A 13,921-nucleotide genomic window follows, 5' to 3' on the forward strand; every position below is an offset into this window, starting at 1 on the left:
CGTTGTGAAAACATTTAAAGCGGCCTTAACGGGTCGCTTTCTTTTTATAACAAAGTAGTGGGGGAAAGTGGTACTTAGAATAGATTATTAGGGACTATAAATATAACTATTACGCATAACTCTTGTAGTCTTTTTCTAATGAAATTTTATAAAAATAAGCACAAAAAAACCGCTTAAATTACGTTAAGCGGTTTTTAAAATTCTATATAAAAGACTATCCTTTTACACTAGCAAGCTTGGCTTGTTTTATATTATTCAATTTTAAATCTTGTAGCACATTTACAGCTTCTTCTACATACACATCTTTTGCTAATTGCTTATGCCAACGATTTCTTTTTTCTCTTAAAATAGAGTCTTTTGTAAATAACTCTTCTTCATATTTTAAAGACTTAAAAGTTAGATGAGAATCGTACTCTGATAAGTTTTTAAAATATTCTGATTGCTCTTTATCTTTTGCTTCTTCTGTTTTATACACATCATAATTTAGAGAAATATCGGTTTCTGCTTGTTCTGCTTTTAACCATTTAGCATTTTCTTCTATTAACTTAATTTGCGGGTGTGCTGCCATACGTTTAGTGCTACTCTCCACCGTTTTATCATAATCTATATACCCATTCCAAGGTGTATAATCTGCTGGTGTAATTTTATCCCATTTTAAAGGGTTACTCTGGTCTCTTTCTCCTAAATCTATATAGCTATACTTGTCTGGCACTACCACATCACTCTTAACTCCTTCTAACTGTGTAGAACCTCCGTTAATTCTATAAAATTTTTGAGTAGTTAATTTTATAGCTCCTAAATTGCCATGTTCATTACTACGTACTATATTATCTAGCGGTATTACATTTTGTACCGTTCCTTTTCCAAACGTTTGCTTACTTCCTATTACAATAGCTCTTTTATAATCTTGCATTGCTGCCGCTAAAATTTCAGAAGCAGATGCAGATAACTCATTTACTAAAATAACCAATGGGCCATCCCATTGTATTCTTTCATCCTTATCATCATACACATCTTTACCTTCTCCACTAGAACGTACTTGTACAATTGGACCATCTTTAATAAATAAACCTGCCATTTCCACAACTGTTTTTAAAGAACCGCCGCCATTATCTCTTAAATCTATAATTAAGCCTTCTGCACCTTCTTCCTTTAAACGTTGTACTTCTTTAGCAACATCAGAGGCTGCATTTCTATTACTATAATCTTCAAAATCTACATAAAACTTAGGAAGGTTTATAATTCCAAATCGTTGCTCTTCTTTAATAATATTTGCAGATTTAGCATAAGACTCTTCTAGCTCTACTACATCTCTGGTAATAGAAATTACAGTATTAGAACCGTCTACTTTACGTATGGTTAAATCTACTACTGTTCCTTTTGCTCCTTTAATTAGTTTTATAGCATCATCTAAACGCATACCAGCTATATCTATTGGATCCGCACCATCCTGCCCTACTTTTATAATTTCGTCTCCGACTTCTATTCTTTGATCTCTCCAAACCGGACCACCAGAGATAATTTCTACAATTTTAGCACCTTCTGGTTTCTTTTGTAAACGTGCTCCTATCCCTTCAAACTTACCAGACATACTGGTATCAAATTTTTCTTTTTCTTCTGGTGCAAAGTAAAAAGTATGAGGGTCAAATTCATCTACTATACTATTAATATACTGTGCAAACCAATCTTTACGCTCTAAATCATCAATAAAACTAAAGAAATCATCTAAGGTAGTTTCTGTTGTTTTTCTTGCGGCTATTTCTGCCTCTTCTGGAGTTATACTTTTGTCCGCATCTTCATTATTCTTATTACGAGTTAATTTAGAATCATAAGTTCCCAAAGTAGCATACTTTAATTGCTTTCTCCATCTTTCTTTTAACTCCTTTTTAGAAGACACAAAAGAAGCTTCATCATAGGCTATACTTATACTTTCATCTTTAGAATAATCAAAAGGTGTTTGCAATATTTCTTTATAAATACCTTTAACATTGCCCATACGTTCTACCAAGCGCGTATATACTACATTAAAAAATGTAATATCCGTATTTTTTATTTGATCGTCTAATTGAAACTTATACTGCTCAAATTCTTCAATATCACTCTCTAAAAAGTAGCGCTTTGTTGGGTCTAGAATATCTATAAAATCCTCAAAAACACGTACCGAAAAATCATCGTTAATATCTTTAGGTGCATAGTGTCCTTTTTCTAAAACATACGTAATAATATCTAATAACAATTTATCCTTGTCATCATTTTCGAATGTTTTATTTGTAAAACTGCAAGAAGCTACAGCTACCATTAATACTGTTAAAACGTAGGCTAAATTCCTTTTCATAAATTCAAATATTTTTTTAAATTTTTGCGATTTTAGATAAAAAAATTGCAAATAATATGCTTTTTACGGCATACAATTCCCTAAGATACTGAAAAAACCATGCCAGCAATATCTTACAGCAATAATTTTTTGTTAAACAAGGTAGTAGTCTTATCTTTTTTAAAAACGTATTTTTACTCCGTAAAGTATATACTATGCCTAAACCTCTTATTCTTATAACCAATGATGATGGTATAACTGCTCCCGGTTTGCGTACTTTGGTAAAATACATGGCTGCCATTGGCGATGTTATTGTTGTAGCTCCAGACAGCCCGCAATCGGGAATGGGACATGCCATAACCATTGACAGTACACTATATTCCAAACCAATGAAAATAAATCCTTTAAGCGATTTTCATGAAGAATATAGCTGTAGTGGTACACCAGCAGATTGTGTAAAACTGGCTTTACAAGAAATACTAGATCGCAAACCAGATATTTGCGTAAGTGGTATTAATCATGGCTCTAACTCTTCCATAAATGTTATTTATTCTGGTACCATGAGTGCTGCCATTGAGGCAGGAATAGAAGGCATACCCGCTATAGGCTTTTCTTTGTGTGATTACTCTTGGGAGGCTGATTTTAATGCTGCAGAAGATTTTATAAAAACTATAGTAACCCAAGCAATTACTAATGGAATTCCAAAAGGAGTGGTTCTTAATGTTAATATTCCTAAACTTCCTAAAAAAAACATTAAAGGCATAAAAATATGTCGACAAGCCAGAGCCAATTGGAAAGAAAAATTTGATAAACGTACCAGCCCAATGGGGAAAGATTATTATTGGCTAACAGGAGAGTTTGAGCTTTTAGATAAAGGGGAAGATACCGATGAATGGGCTTTAGCTAATGGCTTTATTTCTGTAGTACCAACACAATTTGATTTAACAGCACACCATGCTATTTCGCATATTAATAATTGGAATTTAAATGAATAATAAGAAAGAAGTTATAATTGGTTTTCTCGTAGGTATAATAGCAAATACCATAGGTACTCTTTTGTATATTCTAATCTTTTCTGAATTTGGAATTGTAGAAACCTATAATGCCGCTATAGCACAAGGCCATGTTGGCAGTTTATTAGCTCTTGGGGCTATTCTTAACTTAGTAGCCTTTTTTGGGTTTTTAAAAATTAAAAGAGACCAAAGAGCTCGTGGTGTATTATTAGCAACCTTAATTACTGCACTAGCCATTTTATATTATAAAGTTTTTTGATGGTTGATGGTTGATGGTTGATGGTTGATGGTTGATGGTTGATGGTTGATGGTTGATGGTTGATGGTTGATGGTTAGGAAGAAAAAAACTCCTGCCCTAAAAAACTACGTATGAAGAGATTTTTTTTAGGAAAAGAAATAAAAAGATAGATTCAAGAGTCGAGAGTCAAGAAGCAACAAGTAAGACTAAGTACTCTGTACTAATTACTTTGAAACTTTAGACATTAGAAAATATAAAAAATTAGAATGAAATATTACATCATTGCTGGGGAAGCTTCTGGCGATTTACATGGTTCTAACCTAATTAAAGCATTGTTCCGTAATAACGCAGATGCAAAGATTAGATGCTGGGGTGGCGATTTAATGCAACAAGCCGGTGGAACCTTGGTAAAACACTATAAAGAAATGGCCTTTATGGGTTTTATAGAAGTAATAACCAATCTAAACAAAATATTTAAAAACATAGCCTTTTGTAAAGAAGATATTCTTGCCTACCAACCAGACGCCTTAATATTTATTGACTATTCTGGTTTTAATTTACGTATTGCTAAATGGGCTAAAACGCATAATTTTAAAACCAATTATTATATATCTCCACAGATTTGGGCTTCTAGAGAAGGCCGAATTGAAAAAATAAAAAGAGATATTGATACTATGTATGTTATTCTTCCTTTTGAGAAAGACTTCTACGAAAACAAACATAACTATCCTGTACATTTTGTAGGCCACCCATTAATAGATGCTATAGAAAAAAGGCCAAAAACGGAAAACGCTGCTTTTAGATTAGAAAATAATTTAGACGCTAATAAACCATTAATAGCACTACTTCCTGGAAGTAGAAAGCAAGAAGTGCAAAAAATGCTTTCGATTATGCTTTCTGTAACTGATTCTTTTAAAGAATATCAATTTGTTATCGCTGGAGCCCCTAGTTTGGATTTAGATTTTTACCAACCTTATCTAAATCCAAATGTAACTTTTGTAAGTAATAAAACGTACGATTTGTTATCCCATTCCAGAGCGGCTTTAGTTACTAGTGGAACCGCCACTTTAGAAACCGCAATTTTTAAAGTACCCCAAGTGGTATGTTATAGAGCCAATTGGATTTCTTACCAAATTGCCAAACGTATTATTACCTTAGACTACATTTCTTTAGTTAATTTAATTTTAAAAAAAGAAGTGGTTAAAGAACTCATTCAGGGAGATTTAAACACTGAAAACTTAAAAACAGAACTTCTAAAAATAGTTTCTGGCGATGCTCGTGAAAAACAGTTACAAGGATACACTAAATTACTAGAAATGCTCGGTGGTTCCGGAGCAAGTGAAAAAGCAGCTTCTTTAATTGTAAAAAATAACTAACTTTAGAAATCTTAAGACGCTATAGCTAAATTAATGTTCCGAAAAATTATTTTTGTTTTTTTTCTTCTATTGCTAGGAAGTTGTGGCGTTTCTAAAAAAAGAACCGTTAAAAGCAAAACCTATAAAGTTACTGTTGCTGCCACCCCTAAAGATTCTTCTATTACTTCTGAAAGTACCGTTATAAACATTCCCGAAAAAAAATTATCTAAGGCCGACGACATAATTAACACTGCTCTTACCTTTTCTGGCGTTCGTTATAAATATGGAGGCACCACAAAGAAAGGAATGGATTGTTCTGGATTACTCTATGTTTCTTTTGGAGCTCATGATGTTCCCCTACCTAGGGTGTCTTACGTAATGGCTAATGAAGGGAAACGCATACGATTAAGACAAGTCCTAAAAGGCGATTTACTCTTTTTTAAAACTAGTAGACGTGGCAAAAGGATAAACCATGTAGGTATGGTTGTTGCCGTAGAGAATGGCGAAATTAAATTTATACATGCCTCTAGTTCCCGAGGGGTTACTGTTTCTTCTCTAAAAGAAGGATACTGGAAGTCCGCTTTTGTAAAAGCAACGAGAGTTTTATAATTTTTATGATGGTTTTTCCCTCTTTTTAAAGCTCGTACACATCTAATAACAAACGTATTATATGCAAAATAGCTAAAATACAGTATTTTAGAAGCACAACCATCTTTTATGTCGCTTTTAAAATTTGCATCTATAAAACTAACCCTCCTACTCGTTATAGGTATTCTTTTAGGTTCTTTTTTTGATGTTAACATAGTAATTTCTGGTGTGCTTACCGTTGTTTTCTTAATTGCATTAGGGTTATGCTTTTATACTAAAAAAGAAAATAAGACTTTAGCTTTTGGTATCCTTACCATTGGCACTACTATTTGCTTGGGAGTATTAGTTACTGCCCTTAACAATCCTAAAAATGACACACCTTATTTTGGAAACAAATTGGCCAAAAAGCCCCAATTATATACTTTAAAAATTACAGAAACCCTAAAGTCAAATACATATTACCGCAAATATATTGCCGATGTAAAACTGGTAAACACCTCTGGTTCTTCTGGAAAAATACTCCTAAATATAGCCAAAGATTCTTCTAATGCTTCATTATCAATCGACGATGAAATACAAACTTATATCTTACCTAAATCTTTACCTCTTCCTTTAAATCCATATCAATTTAATTACAAAAAGTATATGGAAAACTTAGGTATTTATCACCAAGCAAACATTTCTAAGAGCAATTATTTATTACTAAGAAATAGCTCCTCTACCCTATTCGGAATTGCATCCAAAATACGTAAAGACCTTATCAGCAAACTAAAAAAACATCCTTTTGGTACAGAAGAGCTTTCTATAATACAAGCATTACTATTAGGACAGCGACAAGACATTTCTAATACCACTTATGACCAATACAAAAAAGCAGGTGCTATACATATTCTTGCCGTTTCTGGTTTGCATATTGGTATTCTACTCCTTATTCTTGAATTTCTTTTGCAACCATTAGAATATTTACCCCATGGTAAAAAAATAAAACTAGGACTATTAGTTCTTCTTTTATGGTGTTTTGCCTTAGTGGCAGGGTTCTCTGCTTCTATTATTCGAGCGACTACCATGTTTACTTTTGTTGCGTATGCCCTACACCTAAATAGACCTAGCAATACTTTTAATATTCTTGCTTTGTCTATGGGTTTTATTCTTCTAGTGATTAACCCTAATCTTATTTTTCAGGTAGGTTTTCAAATGAGTTATGCTGCAGTTTTCGCTATTGTTTGGCTATTTCCTATGCTGCAACGATTTTGGTTTCCCAAAAATATTGTTCTAAATAAAATTTGGCAATTACTTTCTGTAAGTATCGCTGCCCAATTAGGCGTACTGCCAATTTCCCTTTTTTATTTTCATCAATTTCCTAGTTTGTTCTTTATATCAAACCTGGTGGTTATTCCGTTCTTAGGTATTATTTTAGGTTTCGGAATATTCATTATTCTATTGGCTGCAATTAATTGGCTTCCTACTATTTTAGTTCATATATACAACTTGGTAATTAGTACTATGAACAATATAATTGCATGGGTCGCAGCACAAGAAACTTTCTTATTTACGTCCGTATCATTTAACAAAATACAAGTTCTCTTAAGCTATGGTTTATTGGTTTTATTTGTTAATGCTCTAACCGAAACTACTTTTAAAAAAGTAGCTTTATTTTTAACTAGTATTATGTTGTGGCAAATAGTATATTTCTATCAGGATAATAGCTTACAAAAAGAAGAGCAAGTCTGGGTTTTACATCAAACTAAAAATTCAATTCTTTTACATCAAAAAGGAAAGAATTTACATGTTATGTCTACTAGAGATAAAATAGCTACCCCTTCCATAAATGCGTATCAAATAGAAAAGAACATAGATTCTACAGTATATAATCTCTTGTCTAATTCTTATAGTTACGGCCCTAAAACATTTACAGTTATAGATTCTAGCGGTATGTATAGCAATACAAAGAAACCTTCTGTTTATCTGTTGTCTAATTCTCCTAAAATAAATTTAAGTCGTTTTATAGATTCTGTTAAACCCATAAAAATAATTGCGGATGGTAGTAACTACAAAAGCTATATTACTCGTTGGAAAAAAACTTGTAAAAAAAGAAAACTCCCTTTTCACTATACTGGTGAAAAAGGAGCTTATTTAGTGCCCAATACTATTTCTCCTTAATGATTGGAAAGTTCAAAACCTTCTGTTTCATCATCATGTATTAATGTTTCTTTATCTTCAGCTCCATGCGTTAATCTTTTTAAAGGTTTTAATAATAACACAACTATTAAACCAAATAAAACTGCAAACAGAAACAACCCTCCAAATACATTAAACTCCCCTGCTTTAACAGAGCTTTCTCCTATTATACCTGCTAATTTATTTCCTAATCCTGTTGCGGCCCAATATACTCCCATCATTAGAGCCATATATCTTGTAGGAGCCAATTTAGTAAAGAAAGATAAGGATACCGGAGATAAACATAATTCCCCTATAGTATGGAATAAATAAGCCAATACTAACCAATACATTGCAGAACTGCCATTAGCCTCGTATTCCATAGAAGCAAATACCATATAAACGAAACCAATACCCATAATTACAATACCTATGCCCATTTTAAATAAGGAAGAGGCTTCATTCCCTTTTAATTTTCTTTTTGCCCAATAATTGGCAATAGGAACAGCTAATAAAATTATAAATCCAGCTCCTGCCCCTTGAAACCATGCCGCCGGCACTTCAAATCCCATAAGCATTCTATTAGTTTTTTCTTGCGCATACAAATTCATTAGCCCCCCCATTTGCTCAAAACAACCCCAAAAAACCATAACCATAAGCAAGGACAAAAGCAATACAACATACCTATCTTTTTCTACCTGATTATGCAAATTCTTGTATATCATCATCATTACTCCTGTAATTAATGATAACACTATAAATAAAATTCCATATCCCCAATGATCAGCGCCTTCATAGGTAAACCCAGCATAAAGAGAATATATTAATAACAGAACTACTATACCTAATTGCAGAGGGGACTTAAATAATTGATTAAATAACGTACCAATACTAATATCTGACGATTTTTGCTCCACCGTTGGGGCATTACCAACATGAACCAAATATTGTTGACCATACAAATACACTAAAAGCCCTAATAACATTCCAATACCTGCTAAACCAAAGCCGGCATGCCAACCATAGGCTTTAACCACTAATCCTACAGAAAGAGAAGCTAAAAAAGAACCTAAATTTATTCCCACATAAAAAATACTAAATCCTTTATCTCTTCTTATATCATTTTGCTTATATAACCCTCCTACCATAGTAGAAATATTCGGTTTTAACATTCCAACGCCCAAAATAATAAAGCCTAATCCCGCGAAAAATGCCCATACAGCATCAATTGCCAAAATACCATGTCCGGCAGTTAATAATACAGCTCCTATAAAAACTGCTTTCTTTTGTCCAATATATCTATCTGCAATAAACCCTCCCGGAATACTCATTAAATATACCAACATGGTATACCACCCATAAAGAGCTAAAGCTTCTCCATCTAACCAACCTAAACCGCTTTGTCCATTAGCCTGCATTGTTTTGGCTGTCATATAAACCACCAATAATGCACGCATTCCATAATAAGAAAAACGTTCCCATGTTTCTGTAAAAAAAAGGACATAAAGACCTATTGGATGCCCAAAAAGCTCTTTTTGATGAGCTGGCTTAATTGAATTTGACATAAATTGTTGCGTTAGTTTAAATTATAAATTGTTATAAATAAAATCGGTAAGTTTATGAAACAAATGAATTCTGGTATTTCCGCCATAAATTCCATGGTTTTTATCCGGATAGATTGCCCATTCAAATTGTTTGTTTGCCTGTACTAATGCTTCTACCATACGCATGGTATTTTGCACGTGTACATTATCATCCCCAGACCCATGAACTAAAAGGTATTTTCCTTTTAGTAATTCCGGATAATTAAAAGGCGAGTTATCGTCATAACCACTCGCATTTTCTTGTGGAGTTTGCATATAGCGCTCCGTATAAATAGTATCATAAAAACGCCATGAAGTTACAGGTGCCACTGCTATTGCCATTTCAAAAACTTCATTGCCCTTTAAAAGACAATTGGTAGACATAAAACCTCCATAACTCCAACCCCAAATACCAGTTCTGGTTTCGTCAATAAAAGGTAATTCGCTCAATTTTTTAGCTACTGCAATTTGGTCCTCTACTTCATATTTACCCAATTCTTTTTGCGTTACTTTTTTAAAATTTCTTCCTTTAAAACCAGTTCCTCGACCATCTACACACGCTACAATATACCCTTTAGAAACTAACATTTGATGCCAATAATCATTAGCCCCATTCCAACTATTAGATACATTTTGTGACCCCGGACCGCTGTACTGATACATAAAAAGAGGATACTTTTTAGAAGCATCAAAATCTTTTGGTTTTAGAAAATACATATTTAGGGCGTTACCATTAATAGTAATCGTTGAAAACTCTTTAGTGCTTAAGTTGTAATTTTTTAAACGATTTAATAAACCTGAATTATCTTTTATATCTTTTACTTTTTTCCCGTTAATTGCGGTATGCAAAGTATATTTCGGAGGTGTAGTAGCGCTAGAAAAAGTATTAATATAATACGTAAAATCGGAGCTAAAATCAGCCGTGTTTTTCCCTTTTTCAACAGACAAATATTTCTTGTTTTTTCCGTTACTTGCAATACTATACACGCCACGATTTATAGAACCATTTTCTGTAGATTGATAATAAATTTTATCTTCATTCTGATCATAACCGTAATAATTGGTAACCTCCCAATCCCCTTTGGTTATCTGGTTCATTAATTTACCATTTTGATTGTATAAATAAATATGATTCCATCCGTCCTTTTCACTTGTCCAAATAAAACTATCATCTTCTAAAAAAGTAAGATTATCGGTAATGTCTACATAAGCCGTATCGGTTTCTTCTAATATAACCGTAGATGAATTGTCTTTTGCATTTACAGATAGTAACTGCAAATAATTCTGATGACGATTTAGGGTTTGTACACTTAAATAATTGGTGCTATTCATCCACTTTATACGGGCAATATAATATGGGTTATTTAAATTTACTTCTGCCACTTTTTCGGATTTTACATCTAACATGTGTAACGAAACAGTAGCATTATTTTCTCCCGCTTTAGGGTATTTAAATACCTCTTGTGTTTGGTACAACTCCGCTCCATAGACATCCATAGAAAACTCGGGCACATTGGTTTCGTCGAAACGTAAAAAAGCAATTTTTGTTCCATCTGCATTCCACTCAAAAGCACGTACAAAGGCAAATTCCTCTTCGTAAACCCAATCTGTTATACCATTAATAATTTTATTCTTCTCTCCGTCTTTTGTAATTTGTTTTGTTTTCTTAGTAGCTATATCAAACAAAAATATGTTGTTATCCTTTACATAAGCTACTTGTTTTCCGTTTGGAGATAAAGAAGGTTCTTGGATTTTATAATCGGCTATTTTCACTAGACTCTTACTAGCAATATCATATATAAAATATACTCCTAAAGCAGAATGCCTGTATATAGATTCTAAATCCGTTGCTAAAATTATCTTAGATTCATCGGTATTAAACTCGTAGGAAGTAAAGTAGGCTATATCTGCTAAATCGGCAGAAGAAACAATGGTTTCTACCTTTTCCAAAGTTTTGTAATCGTATTTATCTATACTTGTACTTCTGGTGTTTCTATCGAAATTAAGTACCGTGTATTGCTTACCATTTTTTAAAGATCGCAATACATCCATACCTTCCGTTCTAAAGGCTCCTTGGTAAATTTCTTCTACCGTTATTGATTTGTCTTGCGCTAAGTTTACCTGAAATAAACCAAGAACAAACAGCATCAAAAAGTAATATTTCTTCATAAATACGTTAATTTTGTTAAATCTTTCAAGTTTACTAATAATTCTACTAAAAACAACATTTTACAGCAAAAAAAGTAAGCAATAAAGCTTATTTATGGCCATTACTACATATTGCCATAATCCTTATATTTACTCTCTTATTTAACCTAATACCATTTCTAAGCTAAAAAGCTTTATGTTTTTTTAAAACGCAGTTTATTTTTTAGCTAAAAATGAAACAAAAGAACCTATGAACCAACCTATTACAGGTTTTTCTAAACTTACCAAAAAAGAAAAAATAGAATGGATTGCTACTAATTACACCGAGCATCCTGAATCCACTAAAGAGATATTATATACCTATTGGAATACCGACGCGCAATTACAGAAATTGCATGATGAGTTTATTGAAAATACCATTTCTAACTTTTATCTTCCACTTGGAGTTGCTCCTAATTTTTTAATCAATGAAAAATTGTTAGCCATACCTATGGTCATAGAGGAAAGTTCTGTAGTTGCAGCCGCTAGTAAAGCAGCCAAATTCTGGTTAGACCGTGGCGGATTTAAAACTTCTATTATCGGAACAGAGAAAATAGGGCAGGTACATTTTATGTACACAGGAGATGTTTCTAAACTTCGGGATTTTTACAAAAAAGTATATCCCAAATTAATTTCGGATACCGCTTCTATAACCAAAAACATGGAAAAAAGAGGTGGCGGAATAACCAATATAGAACTTAGAGACAAAACCGATTCGTTGGATAATTACTACCAACTACATTGTACTTTTGAAACCATGGATGCCATGGGTGCCAATTTTATTAATAGTTGCTTAGAGCAATTTGCAAGCACATTTAAAAAAGAAGCAAAACTGTACGATGTGTTTTCTGATGAAGAGAAAAACATAGAAATAGTTATGAGTATCCTCTCTAACTATACTCCTAACTGCTTGGTAAGAGCAGAAGTTAGTTGCCCTGTAGAAGAATTAACGCTAAGCAAAGAGATAAGCTCAAAAGAATTTGCTAAAAAAATGGTTAGAGCTATTGCCATTGCAAAAGCAGAACCACATAGAGCGGTTACCCACAACAAGGGGATTATGAATGGTATAGACGCCGTTGTATTAGCTACCGGAAATGATTTTAGAGCCATTGAAGCTGGTGTACATGCATACGCATCTAAAGACGGTACATACACCAGTCTAACTCATGCTAAGATAGAGAATGATGTATTCACCTTTTGGATAGAAATTCCTCTAGCTCTTGGAACTATAGGAGGACTAACTAATTTACACCCTTTAGTAAAACTAGCTTTTGAAATTTTACAAAAACCTTCTGCTAAAGAGCTTATGCAAATAGTTGCCGTAGCTGGTTTAGCCCAGAATTTTGGTGCTGTAAGTTCTCTAGTAACTACTGGTATACAAGAAGGACACATGAAAATGCACTTACTTAACATCCTTAATCAATTAGGTGCCACGGAGACAGAAAAGAAAAAAATTGTTGCTCATTTTAAAACAAACACTGTTAGCCATAGTGCCGTTTTAGATATTTACCATAGCATTAAAAAATAAGAGATGAATACTACTTTTTATAGTAATGGTAAATTACTCCTAACTGGTGAATATGCTGTTTTAGATGGTGCTTTAAGTTTAGCAATACCAACTAAATATGGGCAACTACTTACTATTAGAAAAAATAATGCCCCAAAAATAGTATGGACAAGTATTGATGAAAAAGGGGACACTTGGTTTAAAACAACTTTTCTTATAAAACCTGATGATTCTACAAGCTCCATACTCTTAGAAGTTGAAAATAAAAATAATTTAAATATTGAAGCGCAATCTACTGCTCATATACTAATTAAGATTTTGTCTGAAGCCCAGAAACTTAATCCTTTTCTTTCGGCAACTGCTGGTTACTTTGTAGAAACCAAATTAACATTTCCAAGAAATTGGGGACTAGGGTCTTCTTCTACACTAATCAATAATATTGCTAGTTGGGCTAAAGTAGATGCTTACAAATTATTATGGAATTCTTTTTCTGGGAGCGCATATGATATTGCATGCGCACAACACAATTTTCCCATAACCTATACACTTAATTCTAGTAAGCCAGAAGTTACTAAAGCGACTTTTGACCCTCCTTTTAAAGACAAGCTTTATTTTATATACTTAAACCAAAAGCAAAATAGTCGAGATGGTATAGCCAAGTACAAATCGATTTCTGTAGAAAAAACCCATTTAATAGAAAGCATATCTCGAATAACAAAAAAACTAATTGGTAGTACTACTATAGAAGAATTTAATACTTTAATCAACGAACACGAAAATTTAATTTCTGATTATTTAAAAATTCCCACACAAAAAGAAAATCTATTTCCTGATTTTACTGGATGTATTAAAAGTCTTGGGGCCTGGGGCGGGGATTTTATTCTTGCAACGGGAACACCAAGAGAAATGCGTTATTTTAAAAGAAAAGGCTACTCCGTAATGATTCCTTACAAGGATATGGTACTATAAGGAATACATT

The 13,921-nt window shown here is 33.0% G+C and carries 10 protein-coding genes; 7 read left to right on the plus strand and 3 right to left on the minus strand.

What is annotated here, in order from left to right:
- Positions 1-214: 214 nt before the first annotated feature.
- The gene (locus Q0856_RS07150) at positions 215-2,335 is read right to left on the minus strand and encodes a carboxy terminal-processing peptidase (protein WP_298503747.1); all 2,121 of its coding nucleotides are present in this window, start codon (positions 2,333-2,335) and stop codon (positions 215-217) included.
- Positions 2,336-2,529: 194 nt separating this feature from the next.
- Between Q0856_RS07150 and surE the strand changes: the two genes are divergently transcribed.
- From surE to Q0856_RS07175, 5 genes are all read left to right on the plus strand, one after another.
- Positions 2,530-3,309 carry a 5'/3'-nucleotidase SurE gene (gene surE, locus Q0856_RS07155; protein WP_298477935.1) on the plus strand — a complete coding sequence of 260 codons (780 nt, stop codon included), beginning with the start codon at positions 2,530-2,532 and terminating at the stop codon, positions 3,307-3,309.
- Entirely contained in the window at positions 3,302-3,586 is a 285-nt protein-coding gene (locus Q0856_RS07160; protein WP_298503749.1) for a hypothetical protein, read from the plus strand. Before surE ends, Q0856_RS07160 begins: the two co-directional genes overlap by 8 nt.
- A gap of 245 nt (positions 3,587-3,831) precedes the next feature.
- Positions 3,832-4,941: a lipid-A-disaccharide synthase gene (gene lpxB, locus Q0856_RS07165; protein ID WP_298503751.1), complete on the plus strand. Its 1,110-nt coding sequence runs from the start codon at positions 3,832-3,834 to the stop codon at positions 4,939-4,941.
- 33 nt (positions 4,942-4,974) lie between these two features.
- A complete protein-coding gene (locus Q0856_RS07170; RefSeq protein ID WP_298503752.1) occupies positions 4,975-5,529 on the plus strand; it encodes a C40 family peptidase in 555 nt (184 codons plus the stop codon).
- Between the two features lie 108 nt (positions 5,530-5,637).
- On the plus strand, positions 5,638-7,668 hold the full coding sequence (locus Q0856_RS07175) for a ComEC/Rec2 family competence protein (protein WP_298503753.1): 2,031 nt from the start codon (positions 5,638-5,640) through the stop codon (positions 7,666-7,668).
- Here the strand turns inward: Q0856_RS07175 and Q0856_RS07180 are convergent.
- Positions 7,665-9,230 carry a peptide MFS transporter gene (locus Q0856_RS07180; RefSeq protein ID WP_298503755.1) on the minus strand — a complete coding sequence of 522 codons (1,566 nt, stop codon included), beginning with the start codon at positions 9,228-9,230 and terminating at the stop codon, positions 7,665-7,667. The two genes, Q0856_RS07175 and Q0856_RS07180, sit on opposite strands and share 4 nt — an antisense overlap.
- Before the next feature lie 21 nt (positions 9,231-9,251).
- Entirely contained in the window at positions 9,252-11,417 is a 2,166-nt protein-coding gene (locus Q0856_RS07185; RefSeq protein WP_298503757.1) for a S9 family peptidase, read from the minus strand.
- Positions 11,418-11,646: 229 nt separating this feature from the next.
- Here Q0856_RS07185 and Q0856_RS07190 point away from each other — a divergent pair, with 229 nt between their 5' ends.
- On the plus strand, positions 11,647-12,963 hold the full coding sequence (locus Q0856_RS07190) for a hydroxymethylglutaryl-CoA reductase, degradative (RefSeq protein ID WP_298477911.1): 1,317 nt from the start codon (positions 11,647-11,649) through the stop codon (positions 12,961-12,963).
- A 3-nt stretch (positions 12,964-12,966) separates the two neighbouring features.
- Positions 12,967-13,911 (plus strand): GYDIA family GHMP kinase, encoded by a 945-nt coding sequence (locus Q0856_RS07195; RefSeq protein ID WP_298477908.1) that lies wholly within the window; start codon positions 12,967-12,969, stop codon positions 13,909-13,911.
- The last annotated feature ends 10 nt before the right edge of the window (positions 13,912-13,921 follow it).

The sequence above is a fragment of the uncultured Maribacter sp. genome (assembly GCF_947496775.1).
Lineage (GTDB): Bacteria > Bacteroidota > Bacteroidia > Flavobacteriales > Flavobacteriaceae > Maribacter_B.

What these genes read in the sequence shown, in the direction of transcription:
- Q0856_RS07190 (WP_298477911.1), top strand. Translation starts at nt 11,647, where the DNA reads ATGAACCAACCTATTACAGGTTTTTCTAAACTTACCAAAAAAGAAAAA.
- Q0856_RS07195 (WP_298477908.1), top strand. Translation starts at nt 12,967, where the DNA reads ATGAATACTACTTTTTATAGTAATGGTAAATTACTCCTAACTGGTGAA.
- surE (WP_298477935.1), top strand. Translation starts at nt 2,530, where the DNA reads ATGCCTAAACCTCTTATTCTTATAACCAATGATGATGGTATAACTGCT.
- Q0856_RS07150 (WP_298503747.1), bottom strand. Translation starts at nt 2,335, where the DNA reads ATGAAAAGGAATTTAGCCTACGTTTTAACAGTATTAATGGTAGCTGTA.
- Q0856_RS07170 (WP_298503752.1), top strand. Translation starts at nt 4,975, where the DNA reads ATGTTCCGAAAAATTATTTTTGTTTTTTTTCTTCTATTGCTAGGAAGT.
- Q0856_RS07175 (WP_298503753.1), top strand. Translation starts at nt 5,638, where the DNA reads ATGTCGCTTTTAAAATTTGCATCTATAAAACTAACCCTCCTACTCGTT.
- Q0856_RS07180 (WP_298503755.1), bottom strand. Translation starts at nt 9,230, where the DNA reads ATGTCAAATTCAATTAAGCCAGCTCATCAAAAAGAGCTTTTTGGGCAT.
- lpxB (WP_298503751.1), top strand. Translation starts at nt 3,832, where the DNA reads ATGAAATATTACATCATTGCTGGGGAAGCTTCTGGCGATTTACATGGT.
- Q0856_RS07160 (WP_298503749.1), top strand. Translation starts at nt 3,302, where the DNA reads ATGAATAATAAGAAAGAAGTTATAATTGGTTTTCTCGTAGGTATAATA.
- Q0856_RS07185 (WP_298503757.1), bottom strand. Translation starts at nt 11,417, where the DNA reads ATGAAGAAATATTACTTTTTGATGCTGTTTGTTCTTGGTTTATTTCAG.